The organism is Limnohabitans sp., assembly GCF_023910625.1.
In the GTDB taxonomy this organism is placed as follows: domain Bacteria; phylum Pseudomonadota; class Gammaproteobacteria; order Burkholderiales; family Burkholderiaceae_C; genus Limnohabitans_A.
This window is the reverse complement of sequence record NZ_JAAVVW010000002.1, coordinates 83,298-106,872: the sequence shown is the minus strand read 5'-3', so window position 1 is coordinate 106,872 and position 23,575 is coordinate 83,298. Positions and strand designations below refer to the sequence as shown.

At 54.3% G+C, this 23,575-nt stretch carries 24 protein-coding genes; 19 read left to right on the top strand and 5 right to left on the bottom strand.

The window, feature by feature from the left end; genetic code table 11:
* Positions 1-207: 207 nt before the first annotated feature.
* The 4 genes from HEQ17_RS00605 to HEQ17_RS00590 are packed head-to-tail and all read right to left on the bottom strand — an operon-like array spanning position 208 to position 2,646.
* On the bottom strand, positions 208-429 hold the full coding sequence (locus tag HEQ17_RS00605; protein ID WP_296290782.1) for a hypothetical protein: 222 nt from the start codon (positions 427-429) through the stop codon (positions 208-210).
* 2 nt (positions 430-431) lie between these two features.
* A complete protein-coding gene (locus HEQ17_RS00600) occupies positions 432-1,010 on the bottom strand; it encodes a FlhC family transcriptional regulator (protein ID WP_296290781.1) in 579 nt (192 codons plus the stop codon).
* Between the two features lie 2 nt (positions 1,011-1,012).
* Positions 1,013-1,612: a hypothetical protein gene (locus HEQ17_RS00595; protein ID WP_296290780.1), complete on the bottom strand. Its 600-nt coding sequence runs from the start codon at positions 1,610-1,612 to the stop codon at positions 1,013-1,015.
* A gap of 14 nt (positions 1,613-1,626) precedes the next feature.
* Complete coding sequence (locus tag HEQ17_RS00590) at positions 1,627-2,646, bottom strand: hypothetical protein (protein WP_296290779.1); 1,020 nt, start codon at positions 2,644-2,646, stop codon at positions 1,627-1,629.
* 115 nt (positions 2,647-2,761) lie between these two features.
* On the opposite strand from HEQ17_RS00590, the gene HEQ17_RS00585 reads away from it, so the two are divergent.
* The 3 genes from HEQ17_RS00585 to HEQ17_RS00575 are packed head-to-tail and all read left to right on the top strand — an operon-like array spanning position 2,762 to position 6,537.
* Positions 2,762-3,943: a TraI domain-containing protein gene (locus HEQ17_RS00585; RefSeq protein WP_296290778.1), complete on the top strand. Its 1,182-nt coding sequence runs from the start codon at positions 2,762-2,764 to the stop codon at positions 3,941-3,943.
* A gap of 15 nt (positions 3,944-3,958) precedes the next feature.
* The gene (gene traD / locus HEQ17_RS00580; protein WP_296290777.1) at positions 3,959-5,911 is read left to right on the top strand and encodes a conjugative transfer system coupling protein TraD; all 1,953 of its coding nucleotides are present in this window, start codon (positions 3,959-3,961) and stop codon (positions 5,909-5,911) included.
* Complete coding sequence (locus HEQ17_RS00575; RefSeq protein WP_296290776.1) at positions 5,908-6,537, top strand: DUF4400 domain-containing protein; 630 nt, start codon at positions 5,908-5,910, stop codon at positions 6,535-6,537. The genes traD and HEQ17_RS00575 overlap by 4 nt, the downstream gene beginning before the upstream one ends.
* A gap of 113 nt (positions 6,538-6,650) precedes the next feature.
* Here the strand turns inward: HEQ17_RS00575 and HEQ17_RS00570 are convergent, their stop codons facing one another.
* Positions 6,651-7,280, bottom strand: coding sequence for a hypothetical protein (locus HEQ17_RS00570; protein ID WP_296290775.1), 630 nt, complete (start codon positions 7,278-7,280; stop codon positions 6,651-6,653).
* A 509-nt stretch (positions 7,281-7,789) separates the two neighbouring features.
* Between HEQ17_RS00570 and radC the strand changes: the two genes are divergently transcribed.
* From radC to HEQ17_RS00490, 16 genes are all read left to right on the top strand, one after another.
* Positions 7,790-8,518, top strand: a complete 729-nt coding sequence (gene radC / locus HEQ17_RS00565) for a DNA repair protein RadC (protein WP_296290774.1) — start codon at positions 7,790-7,792, stop codon at positions 8,516-8,518.
* Positions 8,519-8,663: 145 nt separating this feature from the next.
* Positions 8,664-10,070: a DNA cytosine methyltransferase gene (locus HEQ17_RS00560; protein ID WP_296290773.1), complete on the top strand. Its 1,407-nt coding sequence runs from the start codon at positions 8,664-8,666 to the stop codon at positions 10,068-10,070.
* A gap of 234 nt (positions 10,071-10,304) precedes the next feature.
* Positions 10,305-10,634 carry a hypothetical protein gene (locus HEQ17_RS00555; protein ID WP_296290772.1) on the top strand — a complete coding sequence of 110 codons (330 nt, stop codon included), beginning with the start codon at positions 10,305-10,307 and terminating at the stop codon, positions 10,632-10,634.
* Positions 10,635-10,775: 141 nt separating this feature from the next.
* Positions 10,776-11,654 carry a DUF1566 domain-containing protein gene (locus tag HEQ17_RS00550; RefSeq protein ID WP_296290771.1) on the top strand — a complete coding sequence of 293 codons (879 nt, stop codon included), beginning with the start codon at positions 10,776-10,778 and terminating at the stop codon, positions 11,652-11,654.
* A gap of 239 nt (positions 11,655-11,893) precedes the next feature.
* Positions 11,894-12,313 carry a hypothetical protein gene (locus tag HEQ17_RS00545; protein ID WP_296290770.1) on the top strand — a complete coding sequence of 140 codons (420 nt, stop codon included), beginning with the start codon at positions 11,894-11,896 and terminating at the stop codon, positions 12,311-12,313.
* Between the two features lie 112 nt (positions 12,314-12,425).
* Positions 12,426-16,043, top strand: a complete 3,618-nt coding sequence (locus tag HEQ17_RS00540; protein ID WP_296290769.1) for an LAGLIDADG family homing endonuclease — start codon at positions 12,426-12,428, stop codon at positions 16,041-16,043.
* 249 nt (positions 16,044-16,292) lie between these two features.
* Positions 16,293-17,471 (top strand): hypothetical protein, encoded by a 1,179-nt coding sequence (locus tag HEQ17_RS00535; RefSeq protein WP_296290768.1) that lies wholly within the window; start codon positions 16,293-16,295, stop codon positions 17,469-17,471.
* 49 nt (positions 17,472-17,520) lie between these two features.
* Positions 17,521-17,892, top strand: coding sequence for a hypothetical protein (locus HEQ17_RS00530; RefSeq protein WP_296290767.1), 372 nt, complete (start codon positions 17,521-17,523; stop codon positions 17,890-17,892).
* Between the two features lie 558 nt (positions 17,893-18,450).
* Complete coding sequence (locus HEQ17_RS00525) at positions 18,451-18,858, top strand: hypothetical protein (RefSeq protein WP_296290766.1); 408 nt, start codon at positions 18,451-18,453, stop codon at positions 18,856-18,858.
* A 1-nt stretch (position 18,859) separates the two neighbouring features.
* Positions 18,860-19,486: a hypothetical protein gene (locus HEQ17_RS00520; RefSeq protein ID WP_296290765.1), complete on the top strand. Its 627-nt coding sequence runs from the start codon at positions 18,860-18,862 to the stop codon at positions 19,484-19,486.
* A 119-nt stretch (positions 19,487-19,605) separates the two neighbouring features.
* Positions 19,606-20,196, top strand: a complete 591-nt coding sequence (locus HEQ17_RS00515; RefSeq protein WP_296290764.1) for a DUF1566 domain-containing protein — start codon at positions 19,606-19,608, stop codon at positions 20,194-20,196.
* Positions 20,197-20,435: 239 nt separating this feature from the next.
* Positions 20,436-20,897, top strand: coding sequence for a hypothetical protein (locus HEQ17_RS00510; RefSeq protein ID WP_296290763.1), 462 nt, complete (start codon positions 20,436-20,438; stop codon positions 20,895-20,897).
* Positions 20,898-20,936: 39 nt separating this feature from the next.
* Complete coding sequence (locus tag HEQ17_RS00505; RefSeq protein WP_296290762.1) at positions 20,937-21,059, top strand: hypothetical protein; 123 nt, start codon at positions 20,937-20,939, stop codon at positions 21,057-21,059.
* A gap of 118 nt (positions 21,060-21,177) precedes the next feature.
* Entirely contained in the window at positions 21,178-21,864 is a 687-nt protein-coding gene (locus HEQ17_RS00500; RefSeq protein ID WP_296290761.1) for a hypothetical protein, read from the top strand.
* Between the two features lie 205 nt (positions 21,865-22,069).
* Positions 22,070-23,191, top strand: a complete 1,122-nt coding sequence (locus tag HEQ17_RS00495) for a hypothetical protein (protein ID WP_296290760.1) — start codon at positions 22,070-22,072, stop codon at positions 23,189-23,191.
* An 8-nt stretch (positions 23,192-23,199) separates the two neighbouring features.
* Entirely contained in the window at positions 23,200-23,451 is a 252-nt protein-coding gene (locus tag HEQ17_RS00490) for a hypothetical protein (RefSeq protein ID WP_296290759.1), read from the top strand.
* Positions 23,452-23,575 lie beyond the last annotated feature (124 nt).

Sequence of the window (23,575 nt, the reverse complement as noted above, 5' to 3'; positions counted from 1 at the left end):
GCGGACGGTGCTTTCGCTGATTGCCAAGGCGGCGCAAAGTTGCTGGCGGTTGAGGCTCATGTCCGCCCCTTACCTGTTGCTGAGGCGAACCAGTTGGTTTCCAATTCGTACACAGAGACTGGATGAGCGTTTTGATCCTTTGCGGATCTGAAGCACCGATCATCTCGGATTTGGGCCTGTATGAGTTCGTCCAAGGCATGGGGCAAGTCATTCATTTGGCGATCCTTTGTTCTTTTCTGTAGTGTCGTGAGGCTTGATCAGGTCATCGAGGGTGCAACCCTCGGGAACCGTGATCGACATCACCCGAAGCCCAGGAAACACCCCCTGCTGGCGCAGACTGTCGATGCAATTGTTGAGCTCTGGCCACTCCGCAATAACCTTGCGCATGAGGGGCGCGTTTTCGGGGGTGGCCCGGATGGTCGTCTCCATAATCAACCATCTCCTGCCAAATGATCTTTACCGCAGTTTGGGCAGACTTGCGCGGCTTCGCTATCGTGTGACATGTACTGGCCTTGGCATTTTCGGCACCGACGAATGATCAGCTCACATTTGCGCCGGCCCCCGGCAAAGGTATCATCGGTGTAAGACTGGCACAAGAAAAAGCCACGACCAAACGGAATCACGTAGTCTTGCTCACTGCGGCGGAATGCCGGCTCATCCCTGCTCACCCATGAATTAGAAGTGGCAGGGGATGCTGTCATGCGTGCGTAGTGGTAGTAAGCGTGCGCGAAGGCCGCATAATCGGGTAAGGTCGCGCAGGCCTTGTCATAGAGCCTTACCAAAAGGGCTGCATGACTCCTGCGTTGCGGTGTGCGTGTATACCAAAGCATGTCGTTTGGTTGCTGTCCGCTGGGCGAGCTTTCGCCCATTATTTGTTTCCAAATTGTGCGTGCATCCAACTGGGCGAGGCCGGTGATTTGAGAGACGACACAAGCGCGGGCACCCATACGCACCATCATGACTGCCCACGGGTAAGCCGGGTGCGACAAAGAAGCGTTTGAAGTGCCCATGGTTAAAACCTCCGTTGACGCGTGGATGTCTGCACGACTTCGAGAGGGAACGTCTTCGTGAGCGCCTGTACTGATGTTGCGCTCACAAGCCCGTCAGACAGCAGTTGGCGCATCACCCCGACGTCGTGGATGCGAAGTTGGAACAGGGGGAAGCCAATCGACTGGCTGAGCAGTCTTTCGCCCGCACTCGGGCTGAAAAACAGATCGATCATCTCTTGGGTCGTCCCCAGTAAAATGGGCGACAGAGGCTCTGCGGAACCCATGCGTGCAGCGGTTTTGAGCAGTCGGATAATCGCCCTGTTGACCTCGACGATGTCGGCCTGCAAAGCGGCGCCGGCCACCGCACTGACGTGCGGCAGTTGCTCAAAATCGCTGGAGGCGAATGATTCAGTTTTGAGCTGGCGAGGCAGCGGGGCGTCTGTGGCTACCAGGGCGGCGGCACGAGCGAGTTGCTTCTTGCCCAGGGATCGCGGCGCCTTAACCACAGAATGGTTGGCTTCTGAACCTGGACTTTTGTTCGTGTCCTGTGCTGCAGCTGGGGCCGGTGAGCGCGAGGCTTTGGTGCTTTTTGGGGTGCTTTTTTCTGCTGATTTCTTGGTCATGTGAATCTCCTTAATCAGCAAAGCGTTGGGTCGAGCTGGTCCGCCAAAAGCCTCATGTCGTTGGCAATGCGGGACAGCACCGGGCCATACTGGTGAGGGTCGGTGGCGCGGATTTTTTGTGCGTAGGCGTCAGACCATTGGGCCTTGAGCCGCGTGACCTGTTGCTCAAGCTCCCCCATGGCGTTGTCAGTCTGTTTGCGCAACGACGCCTGGCGACTAATTTTTTCCAACTCTGATTTGTGAGCGCTGAGATCGGCCGATGCCACGGAGACCTGGTGATTCAGATCTGACAGCTGTTGCTCCAGATTGCGACGAGCCTCCAAATCCGCACGTGAATTCGGATTGGGTTCAAGCACCTCGACTTTGGGGGCGTTTGAGAGTTCGCGAAGGCGATTCGACAGCTCATCGATCTTGGTTTGCTGCTCCTCGATCTGAGACTCTCTGTCCCGCACCAGGTCGTTCAGCCGTTGCGTCGCTGTGCCGGCTTGGGTCAATCGGCCCTCGGCGGTACGCAGATCTTCATTCGCCTGGTCACGTTCGCGCTGGATTCGTTCGAGTTCGCTGCTGACCCCCCTGGCCGGCATGGCAGAGCCCATCATTTCGTTGGCCTGGACAACACGGTCAATCAGTTGGTCGCGCACATCATCGGGCGCTTCGCCAAGAACAATCAAGGCCGACCGAGACATCGTTTCGAGTTGCTTGATTTCAGCCGTTTCGCCCCGTGATTGAAGACTGCTGAGGTAGTGAGAGATGGCCCGGCCAGCCTTGATCGCTGAGCGTATGTTGCCCTGGCTCAGACCCAGCGGCGCGAAGTTAACGGCGCAGAAATTCTCCCAGCCGACTTCGCCCGACTGTTTGAATTCCGAATGGCAGGCAAACAAAGAGACGCACAAACGGGCGGCGCTCTCTTTCATGGCGGCGTAGTTCTGGACCACGGAAATGGCGTGGGCCATTATCGCTTGGTGGCGCTCAGTCGCTTCATCGACCCCCAAAAGGGAAATTTGCGTTGGAATAACTGCAAGATTGGATTGCATGGCGTGGTGCTCCTAGTTGTTGAAACGCCTCTAGGATTAACCATGGGAACCCGTTGTCAAATTTGAATAATCAATCGAAATCGACAGTATTTGACTTTGATGGATTGAGCGAGTCATGCAATCTCGGTTTGTGATCATTGCAAAAACCCAATCCACCAGTCTCGCCCAGCTCGTCCATCGGTATGAACTGATGCGATTGATTGACGATGCGATCGTCAACGTCGGAGGCGCTGAGGCCTTCAACGGTCACTATCTGCCTGTTCTGGAGCGGTTCGCCGATCGCGTCCAGGAAGTGCCGCTACAAAAGGCCGCATTCGCATCGCTGGGCGGCGCGTTTGCTTGCGGCGTCAGGTCCTCCACCCTGGCATTGCGGGCCTGTGATGCGACGATCTTTTCCCCCACGGCCGGCGCTTCCGAAAGGCTGACTAACGATGCCAGATACCGCTGGCTCGCGTTTTGCGCCGCCCTGAGCACTGTTTACCTGATCTGCACTGCCAGTGTCGATGTGCTTTCTGACGACGGACAAGATTCCAGAACTTACAGCTGGAGCGACGACACCCACCTCATCGACTGGTGCCCCACACTAAAAATGGCTTGGGTGAACAAACCACAGTATTTACTGAGCCGGCTGCACCCGCACCTCTCCCCACTGTTTTTCCCGGGCCAGTTTGCGCACCTGCCCAGGACATTGACCTCAGACTTTGGGGCCGCCATCAACCCCTCACTGGCCACGCCCTCTGCGGAGGGGCCTCTCGCCCGAATCGTTCGCCAAGCGATTGAGCGAATCATCGCGGATGAAAAAAGCATGATTTCAGGCTGGGTTGAACAACCGCCTTCTACCGGGCAAACAGCCACACCCGGCCCTGCAGATTCCAGCGGTCAGCCTATTCCGGGCAATCCAGCCACGGCAAGCGGCGACGCTGCACCCCCTCAGAGTCCAATGACCAGTCCCCCGGGCCAACCCAGTACGGACCTGACCATTGACGAGGAAACCGGTGAAATATCCGCGCCATCCCCTCAATCAGCACCCAAGGAAAACCCAGCGCAAGTCAAGTCCCGCGAATGGCTGACTGCCTTGGGCTCAATGACAGAAATGGACCCCTACGTCACCGAAATCAGTGGGGGGCGTATCTTGCTCCAGCGCAAAGCCATGGGCTTCGGCGCCTTGCCTACCGTCAACTCTCGCATGCTGCTTGACGCAGGCCATATGGACAAAAAGCTTACAGATGGGATAGAGACTACCGCCGCAGCAGCTGCCATCTACCTCGCAGCAAAAGCCAGCCGTTCATCCAGCTAATCGTCACAAAAAGCCATGAGTACAAGACAGTTCGAAAACCTCTTCCGTCCATCTCAAGAGGCGTCCGCTGTTGTCGTTTGGGCTATAGCGACCGCAGGGTTGGTTATTTATCGGCCGCCGTACTGGTGGGGTATTGCCATTGCCACGCTTGCCATGAGCTGCCTGCGAAGCTTGGATGTAATCAGGCTGTGGCGATTCAGGGCGTCGATCACCCTCTCTCGCATGCGCACCATCAAGCTGTCCAGGTTGGTAGCCAGATTGCGCCGGCTTCAGTCCACCCGTCAAATTCTCCCGACGGGAATGGGATTCCCTTGGTCCCAGCGCCATGCGGAAATCGCCACCCAGATCCTGAACCGCAATCCCGACGAGCTGCCAGATGTCCCGAACTTCATCAAGAACCAGCTGACCCGCCTCGAAGCCATCCAAAGAGCAAAACGCACGATGGTGGACAAGGCGATTGAAATGGCGATCAAAAACATCCTGCCCGCCAACAGCAAGCCCGTTCTGGATTCGGATATCGGCACCCCCTGGATACATGGGATTGGCGTGACCGAAGAAAAAGAGATCGGCATCCCGTTTTCTGCCATGCCCGGCCACACGATGATCACGGGCACCACGCGGGCAGGGAAAACCCGACTGTATGAAGCGTTGACGGCTCAAATCGTCTGCCTCCCGCCCTCAAAACAAGGTGGAAAGCCACCTGCGCTCATCGTCATTGATCCCAAAAAGGATGCCGACTGGGTGGCCATGCTCAACACCATGTGCCAAAAGACGGGGCGCAAGTTTCTCTACTTCGACCCCGCCAAGCCCGAAAAAAGCATTCGCCTGAACCCCCTGCAAAACTGGAACAACATTTCAGAGCCGGCCACCCGCATCGGCCAGCTTGTGGATGCTGACGGCTCGTTCGCGGCGTTCGCTTGGAAAACCATCTACAGGGTCCACAGGGCCATCATCGCCGCCGGTGAGCGTCCAGACATCAAGAGCACCAAGCGGTACGTCCAAATGGGTGTGGAAGGTTTGACTGAAAAAATCTTGAGCCTGCACTTCGCCAAGCTGGGCGGCCCGGAGTGGGACAAGGACATCAAGAACTTGCAAGCGACGCCTGGCCAAGACAAAAAAGGAGCCGTCACGCGATTGGAGCTGATGATCGCCAAGTTCCGCAAAGAAGGCCACAGTGACGACGCCATCGAAGGCATGATTTCCATGGTTGAGCACTCCAAGGAGCACTTTTCCAAAATGGTTCAGGTTCTGGAGCCACTGCTGGAAATGCTTGGCTCCAGTGAGATCGGTGAATTACTCTCGCCCGATCCGCTCGATACAAACGACACGCGCCCGATCTACGACATGGCCAAGGTCATCGACGAGGGGGCCGTCCTGTATATCGGCCTGGACTCGCTGTCCAACAAAATCATTGCATCGGCCATCGGCTCGATCCTGTTGGCCGATCTGTCATCTACCTTGGGCGCCATCTACAACTTCAAGACACCGGCTGACTGCTACCTTTTTGTCGACGAGGTAGCCGAGGTGGCCAACGACCAACTCATCCAGATCCTCAACAAGGGTGGTGGCGCGGGCATCAAGTGTTTTCTTGCCATGCAGTCCATTGCGGACTTGGTGGTCCGCCTGGGGTCCAAAGACAAGGCCGAGCAGGTGCTGGCCAACCTCAATAACCTGATCAGCCTACGCGTGCGCAGCGTGGACACGGCGAAATACGTCAGCGACATGTTCGGAGAGGTCATGACACGCTCTATGGAGGTGTCATACAGCTCGGGCTCAGAATCGAGTCAGGCGTTCACTGAGTTCCGCTCCAACACGTCACGCTCGCTCAAATCTCAGGCCTCGGCCCTCGTGCCGCCCGAGTTGCTGATGCGCTTGCCGCCACTGCATTATTTTGCGTTTGTGGCTGGCCGTGGAATGTTCAAAGGCGTCGTTGAGTTCATCGAAGCGAAAAGGGTTGCACCGGCATGATTGAGATCAAAAACCAATTTGCCCGCAATATCCTTTTCTGGATAGTGACCCTCCCGGTCCTCTTTCTTTTGTTGGCTCCAGTCATGCTGGACTCTGAGGATTTCAAGGTTCCTGCAGAAGAGATCCAGACATTGAAGACCCTTGGCAGAGATACAAAGGCCATCACAGAACAGGCCAACGCGATCTTTCGAAGCGCGTTCGTGGACACGGGAGCCGTGGCATATTCACATTCATTGTTGACGACAGCGACACCAATCACACAACACGGTGTCAAAGTTGCCGCTGATGTCAGCAACAGCTACGTCCTCGGGTTCTGGCACCTGGTCTACAGGGCCGTCTGGAGAATCGCGGGTCTATGGCCCGTCTTGTCAGTGCTGCTGCTGTGTGTCGTTTTGCCAGCCATCGTTGACGGACTGGCCATTCGTGGGCGTAAATTGGACCAGTTCAGGCAGCATAACCCGGTGATTTTTTGGGCTTCAGCACACAGCGCAATCAGTGTTGCGGGCGTTTTTATGATTTTGCCGCTTCTTCCCATTCCAATCAGCGTCACGGTGCTTTATTTGGCCGTTGCAGGGGTCGCGCTCTCCCTGTGGACCACCGCAGCCAATCTCCAAACGGGTACCTAAAGCGTGTTTTTTGTGGACCGCCCAAATTTGGGCGGTCAAAAGGCGCATGAAATTCGACTTTATTTGACCGCCCAAATTTGGGCGGTCGTCGTTTTTCCCTAAAAACTTGGACCTTAGAGTCCGATCTCTTCAAGCAGATCTTTGGCGGCGCGGAGTGGAAGATTCATGGCGCTCGCCTTGAAACCCATATAGGCCATCTGTGTGGGGCCAAGCATGGCCCAGCGGTGTTTGCGGGTGATGACACCCGATTTCTCGGCATTGATCATGATCAGGTAGCACGAATCAATGTTTCGCATGCAGCGCAGCCACTGCGCGGCCAGAGGGTGGATGACTTGTAGTTGAAGTTTGCGGGGTCGCATCCACAAGTTCTCATCGTCTGGCTTGCGCAGGGTTTGCAGGGAATCCAGGAGGTCCGTACTTTGCCAGACCAGCTCCACCAGGTCCTCCGAAATTCGCTGGCGGATTTTCGGATCGAGAGAATTCAAAAACAGCTTGGCACTCACAATGTTCCAATCCCGGCGCATGACGCGTGACACGGGTGACGTTTGGAAGATGAGGTCGGCTCTGGCCAGCATGCTCGTTCGGATGCGCTCCAGACGATCCGTGTTCTTCATTTGCACCACCAGGGGGTCGGTGGAAAGATCGATCTCAGCGTTCAACGTCTCAGCAGCCAAAAGCTGTGATTCGGGGATGCTGTCGGAAGAAGTGAGAAGTGCATTGGTCATGTAATTGATTGTCAGCATGAGCAAGCGCAGTTACTGCTGAAAATTCACGCAATCGGGGCACTATTCATAACCACTTAACAAACCTGACATTTGCCAAGCAGAGTCCAGGACAAACCAAGATAAGAGGGCCCAAAAATCTTTTAAATAGGCTCGATTTATAAGCATCAATCAATTACAAAAAAAAATGCACACCGACATAATAGAACCACTAACCACACCGCATCTGCGGAAGGTGGTGATCTCAAAAACCTAGTTGCTCCTAGACTGAGATCACCGTTAACCGGACTTCGGTCCCTTGCTGGAACAGACTCCCCAGCTCGAATGCGCCCGTTGAGGCAATTGTCTTTGTCAGACAAACGGTGAACCTGCCGTCTTTGCTCGTAGTTAAAAGCACGAGAAAGATCATGGACCCACATGGGATGCGCATCAACCACGCGCAAGACCCATGTGGGTCTTGTGTGGATTCGCCTACCCTCAACGTCAGTGGTTGACATATTGTCAACTCTCAGTAGACCCCCCAGCCCCTCGTGGGTTGGGGGGTTTGGCCTTTATGGGGCTCGGTAATCACTTTACCGACAAGAAAACACAAAAATCGATCTGGTGCGCATTGCTTTGGCAGTCTTTCTGTCAACGCAATGCGCATCTGCGCTCGTCCTTTTTTTAACCCCCCACTGGAGGAAAGAATGGACTTGTCAACATTAACCAACAGCCAGCTGATCGCATTTGCTTTCGGCGTAAATGGCAAAAAGGCCGAAGAAGCTGAACAGCAGTTTTTCCCGCGGCATGGCGAACACTTCGCGATGGACTGGCACAGCGATCCACTGCGCTCCAGACTCGATGCTGCCATGGAAATTCAAAAGCGCATGGCACTGAGTCAGCTGCCCACGATGACTTCACCAGATGCAGTCAAAGAGAAGATCCGGCAAATCATTGGGCACGAGTCTTTTGAGTCGTTCTGGGTCATGTTTTTGGACTCGCAAAACCAAGTCATTACGACCCAAAAGCTCGCAACGGGCACGCTCAGTCAATGCAGCGTTTACCCGCGTGAAATCGTCAAGGCTGCATTGAACAACAATGCAGCCGCGGTCATCCTGGCTCACAACCACCCCAGCGGATCTACGACGCCCAGTCGTGCCGACGAGCTCCTCACACAAACCATCAAAGCGTCTCTTGCGCTCATCGACGTCGGGGTCTTGGACCATTTCATCGTGACGCGCACCGAGATCGCCAGCATGGCACAAATGGGGTTGATGTGATGGACGCTCAGACATTGCAAGCCAACAAGGCATTCGGTCACCCTGTGGTGCTGAGCATTCGGGCTCGTAACCAACTTGGCCCTCAATGGCTGGCGAATGTTGCAGACGCCTCTTTTGAAAAAAAGGTGATCCTATGAGCGCTTCAATGATTCGCCGCTACATAGTCCGAGAAATCGGAGAGCACCGCGGAGCACCACGCATCTACCTCGATACCATGGCCCTCACGTCTGCCGGTTTCACACCCGGCGCTACGTATGAACGCTTGAAAGAGGAGGGCAAGCTCATCCTGCGCCTGCATGAAAACGGCCGCTACACCGTCTCCAAAAAAGACAAGGGCGGCGAGACGGTGCCGGTCATCGACATCAACAGCAAAGATGGTTTAAGCCCTCTTGACGGCCTCAAAGCCGTTCGCCTGGTGATTCAGGATGGCATGATCTGCATGATGGCTACCGCGTCTCAAGCAAACGCCAAGCGCCGAATCGCCCGCCTGCGTGAGAACCTGGCAAACGGCCGCATCGTTAGCGCCTCACTGTCTCATGGCGGTGGGATTCTGGACAATGCAGCTCACCACGGTCTCCAGGAAGCTGGCATCAAGCCTGAGTTGGCTTTTGCCAACGAACTCGACGGCGCCTTACTGGAACACTCCAGCTCGGTCAACGATGTTTGGGATTCGGACAGTATCGGCATCGCAGCACCCATGCAGGAAGCAGTTCAGGATGAGTGGCTGATGAATCGTCTGCCACCCGTGGATATCTTGGCCGTAGGCATTCCTTGCTCGGGAGCCTCCCGAGCTGGCGTGTCCAAACGGGGACTTGAGATGATGGAAGACCATCCAGAAGTCGGTCACCTCGCGGCGAGCTTGCTTTTGGCGGTTCAACGTGTTCAGCCCGCAATCGTGGTGGTGGAGTGCGTGAAGGAGTACCAGAAAACGGCATCCGCACAGATCATCCGGTCGCACCTGCGAGACAGCGGCTACCAGGTCAACGAAGTCATTCTCAACGGGAAGGATTTTGGCGTCCTGGAAAACCGGACTCGCTGGTTCATGGTTGCCGCCACCAACGGCATCACCATCGATCTGGACGCCATGGCTCCAGTGTGTACACCGGTGCGCACCGTTGGCGAGGTGCTGGAGCAAATCCCCGAAAACGACGCGTCGTGGCGGGACTTCCAGTACCTCAAGACCAAGGCTGTGCGTGACGCGGAGAAGGGCAATGGGTTTGCGATGCAAATCGTTGACCCGTCCGACACCAGCGTCCCGGTGTTGCGCAAGGGCTACCATAAAGGCGGCTCAACAGATCCGCTGCTCAAGCATCCGAGCCAGGAAGGCCTGTATAGGCTTTTTACGGCCAAGGAGCACGCTAGGATCAAGCAAATTCCTGAGCATTTGGTAGAAGGCATGTCCCAGACCAAAGCACATGAATTGCTGGGCCAAAGTGTTTTGTACGCGCCCGTCAAGGCGTTGTTCAAGCGCATTGGTCAGTCCTTGGAATCTTGTGCAGAGACCCATACCTCAACTGTTCCGGCCTACAGGTTGGCGCAAGCTACAGGTTAAAACAGCGGCCAGGCCAGGTCGCATTAAGCCCCTTCGGGGGCTTTCTTCTGCGCTCAATGAGCCCAGAAGAAAGCCAGCCCAAATGCTTCGACTACAACGGCAACATTCGAGCACCGTTTTTAGTAGGTTCTTGGTAGATTAGTTCGAGTCGTGATTCGATGCCTGCCTTGTGGCAGACATGGACTTATGCCCATTCCTTTACAACAACCGCGCTTGCGGAATCGAAAGGAATATATGGCGAACAAAGCCTTGCACAAAGAAATGCTGCCATTGCGCCGCAATGAGATGGGTCGCGCTGAGCAAGCGCAACTCGAAATCGAGACCGACAAGTCGTCGGGTAATCTCAAGTCAGGCGCCATGGTTTATTGGTTGGGTGAGGATGGTCTCAAAAGCCATGCCTACTCAATAAGTCAATTTGGCAAAGGCGACTTTGCCGAGGTGATCTCCAAGGCTCCTTGCGCACGCGTAACGCAAAAGCTGATTGACACCGCGCATGCGGCGGCAATGACAAAGCTTGATGCGATCCGTGAGCGTGCAAAGGGCTACTACGAGTCTGCCCAGTAACAACCAGGCGGCGTAGGCTGTCTAGGATCACCACACCCGCTTCGGCGGGTTTTCTACTGCGTCCGGCGGGCGTATCAGAAAGCCTACCAGCTTATTCCTTTCATCAACCACCCCAGTTACGGGGAATCGAAAGGAAGTCCCATGGACTCAAAAAGCTACCAACTGCATTCCCGTCATGCCGGCGAACCAATGGTCAAGATCGTTATCGCCACAGCGATGATCGACAAGGCGATCGCAGCCAAGATCATCGAACTTGCACAGATGGTGCTGGACCAAAAGCTCGTCACAGCAACAGCCCTGTCCACGGTCGTGAGTTGGGCCGACAAAGACGGCAACGTCTTGAACACCCAGGTTGAAAAGATGGTCGTCAGCGCAGACGCCGTGCATTTCGAAACAGTGAGCCACGACGGGTTCAACTGCAGCACTACGTGCATCGAGCTCATGACGCTCAAAAGCGACTTTGGATTGCGGCTCCAAGCCTCAGATCTGGAGTTGCCCGATGGCGACTATGAGCTAACCGATGGCGCAGCCTGGCTGGGCACCCCTAACTTCAGCGTTCGCATCCGCGACCTTGCTCATAAAGGCATCGTCGTCGACGTGTACACACGAGGCAAAGAAGGAGATGACAGCCTTGGGAGCTTGCAAGTTGAAGTGCCTGAACAGCACCGCATTGTGGTCACAGAAGGGCTTGATTGGTTGATCTTGCCCGATGAAGACGATACCCGCTACACCAACTGGGGCGACGGCCGAGAGGGCGATGCGTCTGCGCTGGTGGCGAAAGTCAACGCTGACTCTGCCCTCGGGCTGACGCACAGCGACTGGCGTTTGCCAACGATCGAGGAACTCAAAAGCCTCGTCGGCACTAAGTCCGCCCCCAAAGGCGGCTGGTTCTGGTCTTCTTCGCAGTATGTGCGCGGTAGCCGCTACAGCGGTTGGTGCGTCAGTTTCAGCGACGACTACGTCGGCTACAACTTCAGCTACTACGACTTTCAAGTTCGGTTGGTGCGTGCCCGTCAGTGATTTGGGCGGCGCAAGCCGCTTTGGTCATCTGGCGGGTTGGCAAAACCTACGACCGCCCAAATTTGGGCGGTCAAAAGGTGTGTCAAATGCGTTGTTATTCAAACGCACAACCCTCAATCAAAACCACAAAATCAAAGCTCCCCTAACCGGGGGCTTTCTCATGGACCTCAACAGCTCCATCAGAAAGCCTCAAGGCCCGCCTTTCATCAACACCGCAACTGCGGAATAGAAAGGCTCCAATGTCAAAAAAACAGCTCACACCCAGTGAGTTCATGAAGTTGGCTGCGTCCATCGCAAGCCCCGTCCAGTGCTCTGTGCAGATGCTCTCCCAAGGGCGCATGACCATCACCATGCGGCCAAAAGACACTTGCGAATCGGTGCTAACGGTCACCATGCAAATGCAATCAGATGGCAGCGCGACGCACCTCTACGAAACAACCGAGACACCTGCAAAGGTGAGCCGTCATAACTACTTTCCAGTCCTCAACGAAGCGCTTGCCGCGGAAGGGCTGGTGGGTGTTTGGCCTCTGGGCAAGTCGCTTGCCTACGGGGAGACGTTCTCCTTCACTTTCGATGACGGAAGCAAGAACGGCCATTTCGTGAGCGTCTACCGGGATGAAAAGGGCCGCTACGAGCGACCAGTTCACTACGCCCGCTAGACCCTCACAAGGCGTCAAAACAAAACCACCCCTGGCGACAAGCTTTGGGTGGTTTTCTTATGCCCGCTTTTTCAACCACGCAGCTCAATGCTGCAATTTTTAGGAGTTTGCAATGTCAAACAATCTGGTCTCTTTGAGCCCTCAAAAAATCAGTTCGGTCATTCTGGCCGAGAAGTACCTCAAATCCGGTGAAAACACCGCAGACGATCTTTTCGTTCGAGTAGCCCGAGGCATCGCTCAAGCCGAAAAAACCCCAGAGATGCGCGAGCAGTTTGCTGAGATTTTTTTGAAAATGATGCACGACGGCGGCGTCGGCGGCGGTCGCATCATGAGCGCCGCAGGCACCGACATCAAGGCCACCCTCATCAATTGTTTCGTTCAGCCTGTGGGTGACTGCATTCAAGGTCTTGACGAGGATGGAAATCCCGGCATTTACGAGGCCCTTCGTGAAGCCGCCGAGACTATGCGTCGCGGTGGTGGTGTGGGGTATGACTTCTCGCGCATTCGCCCCCAAGGCGCTTTCGTGGGCGGCACTCACTCTGAGGCATCCGGCCCTTGCAGTTACATGGACGTGTTTGACAAGTCCTGTGGCACCGTAGAAAGTGCCGGCGCCAGGCGAGGTGCCCAAATGGGCGTCTTGCGAATGGATCACCCAGACGTGCTCGATTTCATCACGGCAAAACGCACCCCCGGGCGCTGGAACAACTTCAACGTGAGTTTGTTCGTCGAAGACAATTTCTTTGAAGCACTGGAAGCGGGTGAGACATGGGAATTGGTCCACAAAGCCAAGCCCAGCGATCGCTTCGTGGCCAACAACCCCGGTGTGCGTCAGCGTGCTGACGGTCTGTGGGTTTACCGTGAAGTGTCAGCCAAGGAAATGTGGGACACGGTCATGAAGTCGAACTACGACTTCGCTGAACCAGGCATTTTGCTGGGCAGCAATTTCACCCGTGAAAACAACCTCTGGTACTGCGAAAAACTTGAGGCAACCAATCCTTGCGTCACTCGTGATACATGGGTGACAACTACCGACGGGCCTCGTCAAGTCAAGGACCTGATTGGCAAGAAGTTTTCTGCGGTGGTCAACGGCGAAGGCTATGCCACCGTAAGCGATGGCTTCTTTGAGACCGGCAAGAAGGAAGTGTTCTTGCTCAGAACATCCAAAGGCTTTGATCTCAAGTTGACAGGAAACCACAAGGTTTTGGTCAAGCAGGGCAGCGAGCAAGTTTGGGTTGAGGCCAAAAATTTGAATGCCGGTGATAAGGTCGTTTTGCACAACCACCGTGGTTTTTCACAGTGGGCGGGCAAAGGATCTTGGAATGAGGGTTACATGCTTGGCGTATTGTTCGGCGACGGCTTTGTTCACTCCAGCAATGGTGTGGGGCAGATCAGTGTGTGGACCGAGAGAAAAGACGTGCTTGACGAAAGTGCGTTGTCGATGATGGCAACAGTTCGGAAATCCATTCGGGATCTTAAAAGTCGTTCTGATTTCAAAGGTTTCTCGAAAATTTCTGGACGTGCAGAGTATCGGCTTAAATCACGCGGACTGGGTGACCTTGCCGCGAAATTTGGCATTACTTCTGGTATCAAAAGCATCCCGGCAACCGTAGAAGAGGGCTCCTCGGATTTCTACAAAGGATTCCTTTGCGGCTTCTTTGATGCAGATGGTTCGGTTCAAGGACAACAACAGAAAGGCGTCAGCGTTCGGCTGTCGCAATCTAGCCCTGAATCTTTGAAGACTGTTCAGCGTATGTTGGCGAGACTTGGCGTTATATCGACGATTTACCAAAATCGCCGTAACAATGCGGAGATGCTTTTGCCTGACGGCAAAGGGAAAAAGCGCATGTACAAAACAAAGCCAACGCATGATTTGGTTGTGTCGGGCGACAGTCTGCAATTCTTCCAAAATCAAGTTGGGTTTAAACACCACGCTAAAGCCAAGAAACTGAAATCGCTTCTTTCAAGCTACAAACGGACGCCAAACAAAGAACGATTCTTTTCCGAAGTGATTGACCTGGTCAGCATTGGAAATGAAGAAGTTTTTGATGTGACGGTCAACGATGTGCACGCATTTGATGCAAATGGTTTGTATGTGCATAACTGCGCGGAGCATCCCCTGCCTAAATACGGTTGCTGCGACCTCGGTCAGATCATTCTGCCCAAGTTCGTGAGTAAGCCGTTTTCGAAGGACTCATCGTTCAATTTCGACCATTTCAAAGCGACCGTCAAGACGCTTGTGCGCTTCTTGGACAACGTACTTGACGTGACCCATTGGCCGCTTGAGCAGCAACGTCAAGAGGCGCAAAACAAGCGTCGCATTGGCGGTGGCTTCACGGGCCTTGGCTCTTGCATGGCGATGTTGGGCATTGAGTACGGCAGCGCCGACGGTGATGATTTCGCCTCGTCCGTGTCCTGTGCCATGCGCGATGCGGCATACGAAGCGTCGATCGAACTCGCCAAAGAGCGCGGGACATTCCCATTGCTCGATCGCGAGAAGTACTTGCAAAGTGGATTTGCAAATCGCTTGCCAGATCACATACGCGAAGGAATTCGCGAACATGGCCTGCGCAACAGCCACTTGCTGTCTATTGCCCCCGTGGGCACGGTCAGCTTGGCATTCGGTGACAACTGCTCAAACGGGGTTGAGCCTATGTTTTCGTTGGCCTATATGCGTAACAAGCGTACGGCAGACGGCGGCAAAGAGAGCTTCGCGGTCCTCGATCACGCCTTGCGCGTGTTCATTGAGGTTGGCGATGTATCGGCACACGTCGGAGGCGATGCGGTGGCGTTCAAGCAGGCCTTGCTTGATGCGATTGTGCAGTTCAAAACTGAGTTTGAGTTCGACGCTAAGTCCTACAAGGTCAGTGATGTTCTGCCTAAGTCATTCGTGACTGCACAGACGCTCTCGGTCGATCAGCACCTGTCCGTCTTGGCGGCGGTGCAGCCTTACATCGATGCGGCCATCAGCAAGACGATCAACGTCCCCGCTGATTACCCGTTCGAAGACTTCAAGGGCATCTACCTCAAAGCCAACAAACTGGGGCTTAAGGGCGTAGCTTGCTACCGTCCAAACGCCATTTTGGGATCTGTCCTGGTTGCTGCACCCGCTGCGCCCGCGACTGAAACCAAAAAGCCAGAAGAAAAGGTGACTGTGTCCGCCGACGTGGACCCCGCAAGTGTGGTGCTCACGCACCGCCCCGGTGGCGATGACCTCCAAGCTGTCGTCAAGAAGGTCGCCTACAGCGGCTCTACCGGCGACTCATCGATGTACCTGACTGTCTCCTTTGCCAGCGTGCAAGGGGTTGTTGGTGGCGTCAATGTCGAGGTCGAGAGACCCGTCGAAGTGTTCATCACTGCTTCGCCTGATGGCGTACCCGGCGAGTGGATTGCGATCCATGCCAGAAGCCTATCACTGTTGGCCCGCTCCGGTGTGCCGATGCTGGCCAAGGCGCTCCAAGATGGCCGTGCCGTTCGCTCCGACAAAGGACGTGTGCGCTATGGCTGGTACGAGAAGGATGACGGTACGAAAGTGCCACGATTTCCACAATTCCGAGGTGGCCTTGATCGCTTATGCGGTCCAGGAGGCACTGATCTCCAAAGGCGTCCTGGACGTCGATGGCAATCCTGTGCCCACCAAGGTACGCGCCAAACCGTTGCAATCCGAGCAAACCGAGCGGCATACGCACCAAGGGAATACTGCTCACGGCAGCTCCCAGGTCGTGGCCGGTAAGGAATGCAAGGAGTGCGGTGCGCACGCCGTCATCAAAAAAGACGGCTGCGACTTCTGCACCAACTGCGGCACTATTGGTAGCTGCGGCTAAACGAAATGAACTGACCCCTCGTGGGTCGGTTCTTTTTTCCAAACTCATCCGCTCACGCGGGTGGGTTTTCTCATGCGTCCAGATGTCAGGGTGCATGAGAAAGCCATTCGGTTTCACGCCTTTATTAACAGCCACTTTTGAGGCAAGAAAGGTAATTTATGACGAATGAAAAAATCACACCAGTGGTTGAGGCTAAACCAGTCACATCAACCGACGTGCCATCCTCACAGCCAGCGCCAACGCAATCGGCGCTGTCTGACCTTCGACGAGTTATTGCTGATGACACATTGGCCGTGAGCTTTCAGAGCCTTGGGCAGTATCGCACTGCGTTGCTCAAAAGTATTGACACGCTCTACACCATCCCCACCGCACCACCGGTGCAGGAGCCTGTGGCGAATGCTGCCTTTTCAGGGACCATTCGACGCTTGCGTGAAGATCACCACACATGGCGCGACAGCATTGACCGATGTTTAGAGGCTGCGGAACTGCTTGAGAAGCATCTAGCCCCCGCAGCACTTGTGCCAGAACACCTTGATGTGCGACGAATCATGCTTGCCATTGTGCCGGGCGATGGCAGCGGCCACGAGGTCTACGCAAAGTCTGTGGACGAGGTTGTCAACACCTTGACGGAATTATCCGAGCGCATTGAGGTACTTGAGGCTGAAGCGAAGGCAGCACAAACGCTAACGGTGGTTGACCCAAACCATTGGGTCCCTTGCTCACCGGAGTGGATCACCAAGGGAGGACATTGGTCACCCTTGCTCACGCCTAAAAGCATGCTTCACAAGTCAAATAGCGGCACGCTACTTGACGATAGAAGCCCACGTCTCCTTGAGGCGTGGGTTTTTCTTTGCCCTCTTCAACGGAGGAGGTTTCCGTATCTGTTGGCCCAGCCAACAAATATGAAAGCCTCAAGGCCCACCTTTCATCAACAACCCCACGCGGGGAAACGAAAGGACTGCATGAACCTTCAACGGTACCAGCACCAATTTAAATTCCGCCTCATCAGCGGCCCAGTCACGATCTTCAGTTCGTTCGCGAACCGTGGGATGCATCGTCGAATGATCCGCCAACTCTTCCCGGAGTTCGGCGCCCAAGAGCATCGCTTGGCCGTAGCAAAATTCAAGGACTTTGAACAGCGGCTGCAAGGCCTCTACGAAAAGGCCCTGGACCAAGCAGCAATTGAGACGTTTGGCCGCAAGCTCAACATCGGCGAGTTCCATGTCTCTGGCATTGGCCGCGACGAGTTCTCGGTTGCCAAGAAAAATCGCCTGCGCCGACTCAATCGGCTCAAGGTGCAGTGTCAAGACATCGCCCGGGCGCATGCCGCAGGGTGACCATCACAGACCCGCTTCGGCGGGTTTTCTTTTTTTAGAAGGAGGCAATATGTCTCATGAACAGTCCAGTCAGATTTGCAACTCCAATTGCTTTAATCCAATAAAAGATATATATTCAAAATATATTTTTGGAGCAAATGCCATGGCAACTACTCACGACTCTCTCTTGTTGAAGTTCAGAACCAGAGACTCTTTGCACGGCGTGACTCGACTCACTGTCAAAGCGCTTGCTCAACAATTGGATGTCAATGAAACCCAGGTGGTTCACTTGGCTTTGTCTAAATTGGCATCCGAAATTCTGCCTAGCTACGAGCCAGACGATGGGCCACTTAGCGAAAGGCAAATCAAAGCAGTGAGACGTGATGCAAACGACCTTTTGCCCATTGGGGAAACCATTCGAGAAGAGGTTTTGTTCGGATGAGGCCGCCGGGTAAGCTACCAACACCCGGAGATATAGTCTGGTGCTTGTTTCCAGAGTTACCAGAACTAAAACCCGGTCCCAAACCAAGGCCTGCGCTTGTCTTTGGTGTCATTGAGAAATCAGATGGAGCGATCGTTCGAGTCGTATACGGCACATCTAAACAGCTAAACAATCTCAGAACTGGTGAGGTGGCCATCTGTCAGCTTCTGAGCCCAGAAGGCTACAGAACAGCCGGTCTTTCATATGACACCAAGTTCAACATGAAGACGATCGTTGACCTGCCTTGGACTGAGAGATTTTTTCGAACCGCGCCAGGGACGCCATACGGCTCTTCACCAAAGATCGGGACCTTGCATGCCAGTTTGGTGCGCACCTTCGCACTTGCCTATGAGGCAACAAAAACAAATAACTGAGTCGGTAAACCTACCGTGACAGTTCGATCATTAGACCCGCTTCGGCGGGTTTTCTTTTGAGGGCCCGCCATGGCCACAAAGGAAAGCCCACCGGCTTTTTCCTTTCATCAACAACCCCATAAACACGGGGGAACGAAAGGAAGTCATGGAAACTGACAAACAAATCGCGCTGACAAATGGCGATGATCTTGATGGCAACATCGGCAACTTCGGTGTGCGCATCGTTCGTAAGGGCATGAAATACGGCCTGAATGACGTGCTCACATGGGAGAAAGCCGAACCTCTGGTGGAGTTTTATCTTAAAAATTCCAACGGTCGCATGCAAGATGGCCGCGGCTGGTTCGTTTCGCGGTACTACTACACCACCCTGAAGTTCAGGGAATTTTCGAATGAAGGGCTGTGCCTGGATGGCGGCAACCGCGATACTTGCAGCTTAACGGCTGCAGAGTTTGATGCCGCACTCACGCTGGTAGATGCACGTGTGGCCTTGTTCGCCAACTCATCTGATGTGGAATCTTGGCGTGAGTCATGGCGCATCGGACGGGAGGTGTGAAATGGGCTGGTCTTACGCCATCGACAAAAGCCACAACAAAGCCGCCGAGGTCAACAGGCTCGTTGCCTGGCAAAAGTCAGACGATGCGGTCTGGAGACTTGTCGAACATCGACTGGTGGGTAACCACCTTTGGATGATCGTCAAGCACACGGGCACCGGGGAAATTTCACCGGCCTTGTACCTCATCCAATCCGGCTGGCCTCATCATGGTTGGGGGCACAAGAGTGTGTCTGAACGTGATGAAGTCGACATGCCTCTTTCTCTGCTTGCGCTTTTAGCGCCAACAGAAGATCCGAGTGAAATAGCGTGGAGAGAACGTGTCGAGCAGCATCATCAAGAGGCGGCTTCGACCCGAAAGCGTGCACGGTCGATCAAGGCTGGCGACACGTTCCAATGGAACGGTGATCGGCTGAAAGTCGTCAATGCGCATTCTGACAATCGCCACTTTTCCGTGGAACACGAGATCTTCAAAAATGGTGAGTGGTTGTACTGCAGCACGTACCGAGCAAAACGATCCGTCCTAGCGGCTCTGCAACCATGCGTCATTGCTACAACGGCAGCTAACCAGCCTGCAAAACCCTCGCAAGAGGATGTCGGCATGCAAGATCAGCAGCTATTGTTTGCATGATTCACATCACGACTTTTCAAGCCCCTTCGGGGGCTTTCTCATGGGTTCTACGAGGCCATGAGAAAGCCTACTGGCCTATGCTTTTTTTAACTACCCATATTTGGGGACAGAAAGGCAATATGAAGAAGATTTTTTGCGTTATAGCGATCACCGCTTGCGGCCCAGAACTCCATGAGTTCAATTCCGAGAAGGCTAAGCTTGAATGGCTTGCCACGCAAAGCAATCACGAGGATGACTTTACGGCCTTCGTGGTTGAGGGCACCATCAGCGGCTTGGAGAGTCCGCATGTGGGCAAAGATGCCAAGGAAGCCTTGGATGAGATGCTCGCCGAGGATGCAGAAAAGATGCAACTGCAACCCAAGATCGTCGAAACCCCTGGTTTGCAGTGGCTGGTTCTCCCCAACGAGGGAGAGAAGTATTACACCAACCACGGTGATGGCCGCGAGGGTGACGCATCCTCCTTGGTGACCAACGCCAACGGTGATCCTGCCCTTGGGCTGGGGCACAGCGACTGGCGTTTGCCAACGATTGAGGATCTCAAAAGCCTCATAGGCACTAAGTCCGAACCCGAAAGTGGCTGGTTCTGGTCGTCTTCGCCGCATGTGGGCAATAGCAGCGGCGCCTGGAACGTCAATTTCGACGACGGCTACGTCTACGACAGCAACCGCAACTACAACGGCCAAGTTCGGTTGGTGCGTGCCCGTCAGTGATTTGGGCGGCGCAAGCCGCTTTTGATCATGAGCGCCAGGCAAAACCCACGACCGCCCAAATTTGGGCGGTCAAAAGGTGGGCCAAAAGCGTCGTCATTCGATTACGCAAACTCAAGCCAAAACCACAAAATCAAAGCTCCCCTAACCGGGGGGCTTTCTCATGGACCCCCTTAGCTCCATCAGAAAGCCTCAAGGCCCGCCTTTCATCAACACCGCAACTGCGGAATAGAAAGGTAATCATGAAAAAATTTTTCGCCCTTATGGTGGCCGTAGGCACCCTTGCCCTCACTGGTTGCGCCACCAACCCAATGTCCGGTACATCAACGGGTTACGAGCGTGTGCAACAAGCTCAGAGGGCTGAGCAAGCCATGGTCGTCTCGGTGAGAGACGTTGTTGTGACTACCAATTCGCCCCAGCGAGCAGTTCTTGGAGCTGTCATAGGTGGCCTGGTTGGTCACGCAATTGGGTCTGAGCTTGGAGGAGGATACGTCGGACAAACCTTAGGCACAACAGTTGTTGGAGCCGCTGGCGCCGAAGTTGCTCGAAGGTCAAACAAATCGTTGAAAGGCCAGGAAATCTCTATCATCCTGAAAAGTGGGAACATCGTCACGCTTGTTCAAAACACAGCTGACGGCGTTGTTTTCGCAAAAGGCCAATTGGTGCTGTTTATCGGGGGCGAGCGGATTGCCCCCATGAATTGAATTTGGCTTCCTGGTCTCAATTTCAATAAGGCATCTGACATGCAACGCAACCACGTAGCCTTGGCGCTCCTCAAGCGAGGCGGCGGCACCAAGGTCCACCGCAAGTCGAACAAGGCCAAGCGCATCTGCGAGAAACAGGCCCTGCGCAAAGCCCTGTTCTGATTTCCATAAGCCCCCTCGGGGGCTTTCTACTGTTCTTCCCATTTGGTGTGAATAGCAGAAAGCTCGCCAGCTTAATCCTTTCATCAACAACCTCAGACATGAGGAAAAGAAAGGTCATGTGAAAACTCACGAAATCCATGTTAAGGCCATGTTCACCGCAGTGGTGGAGATCGAAGCCTCAACTTACGAACAAGCCCAAAAAATCGCCAAAGATAACTTCGGTTGTGTCGGGCCAACGTGGCTAGATGGTGGGCACACAAGCATCCGCAGTTGGGACGCTCCAGTGCATCCCACTGAGCAAACGGTTCTCACGCCTGTCGATGCCCTGTGCAGCAAAAAAGACGATGGTGGGTTTGCAAGAGGCAACGGTCATGCAGCGCATTTCGCAAGACTTACCGCGAGGGCAAAAGAAGTTCGAGTTCGTGGCGAAATTGCCACCCTCGGAGGCTTGATCTTGGATTGGTTCTCCGCCAACAAGTGGATGACTTCTTTGCGAATCAAAGTCGAAGACAGTGGCTGGCAAATACCAGCGCAAGTCACTGTTGGCCATGACTTGGCAACATCAGAAATTGAGGCATCTGATCTGCTCCGTGAAGCAATAACCGAGTCCATTGAAAGTTTTCGGTTGTACCGTACTTTGGTGGAGGTCAGCACATGCGGAGAAATCTTAATTGAGCGTCAACACCTCGGTGCGTTCCTTGATCTGGATTCAGTTTCGGCCATCGATGTGATCAAGCACCTTGCCACAATCCCTGAGACGGAGTTCAAAGGCAACTTGTCCAGCATGGAAGCCTTGTACGCATAACCAATCAAGTCTCTCGACCGACTTGTTCAACCTAAGTCCCTTCGGGGGCTTTCTCATGCGTACCAATCGCATCAGAAAGCCTCTGGCGTCTCCTTTATAAAAAATCAATTTTTAGGCCGCTGAGTTGTGCCAAACGGCACACCTGAGCAGCCTTGCTCAACCCTTTTATCAACCACTCCATAACGGAGAAACGAAAGGGGGCCCTATGGGCGCTACAGTTTTGGACGCAGTCCGCGTCACATCTCGAACAACAGCCACCGGTGAGGTGGTATACCTCTGGCAAGAGGAAACACATGACCTGCGCGGTGACGGTGATAGCAACTGGTGCGTGATGGCGTTTGGCAACAAAGCCGACATCATCCGGCGCATCTACCTCATGGCCGAATCGGTGGCCAGCGGCATGCTCAAGGTGGGCGGCCAGTCTGTCACCGCCTTCATCGACGCCATGCTCAAAAAGCTTGACTCGCCGGGTCACATGCGTTGTGAGACGGTATTGTTGGAAAACACCAACGGTAAGGCCTTCTACGGCGCCATAACACCACACAACAGGGCAGCTATTCGCCAATTCCTTCGGGAGATTGGTCGCCTTGATCTTGCGGAAAAAATCGAAGAACCAGGCGACTCCAGCCAAAAGGTTGAATTTGTTCTCGACGATGATTTTCAGGCCTTGCGTGGCATCATCAACAGTGTTGAGTACGACGGCCTCGACATCAATGACCATCGCACCCGAAGAAAGGGCATCGCAGCATGGAAGGTTTTTCGCTATAGCGATGGCATGACTTGCCTGCACGCCGATGGTAGCTTCGGTCCAACAGACGAAATCCAAGCAGTCGAGCAATTGGCGAAGTTGGATCTGGAGGTCTATGCCACCGACATCAACGTCGGTTATGGCAACGGCGCCGATCCAGAGAACGCCTTCGTGGCCATGTTGAACGATAAACCGATTTACTTCGGTGGCATTCAGTACGACAACTACTGCCTCACACAGGCGCTGGTGAAGTCCGCGCTTGATGTTCACCTGAAGACAGGTCAGAAGGTGCTGCGTCCGTTGCTCAAAACCCTCAAAAATGCCCTTGCGTCACCGAAGTCTCTACCCGATGACACCGTCATTCGGTTTGACTGCGAAGGATATTCTGATCGCTGGATGAAGGAAAAGATCGGTGAAGTTCGAGACTTGCTGGGACAGGGTGATGACGGACAGCCTCAGTTCTCCACTACGTTTGGGGATTTGGCCAAAATCAGCAGTCCTTCCTGCAATTCGCTGCGTTATGTGATCGACTCGGTGAAAGCTGAGTTCGTTTTGCAAAGCCAGCCGGCGTTGTTCTGAGGTGGCCCATGGCAGCATTGATCACGACAACAGCTCCCAACGACGCAGGCTTTACGCCCGGGTTCTACCTGGTGCGCGAAAGCGACGGACAGCGGTTTTTTATCGCTCCTGGCGTGAATTCCTTGGCTCTTGAGAAAGTAGCTGGAAAGCACCTGAGTGAAAAAGTGGGCTGGGGCTACTGGATCGATAAGTACCTTGGTACTGATGTCGCCGGTAAACCAGCTTGGCTGAACTTGGATTGTGAAGATCTCTTCTTCTGATGGCTAAGCTAGTCCTCGTCCGCGGCCTACCTGGCAACGGCAAATTCACTAAATCCAAGATAACGGCCGAACGTATCCAAAAGATGCGTGAGCGCTGGCAACCATAAACAGCACGCCTTCGAAA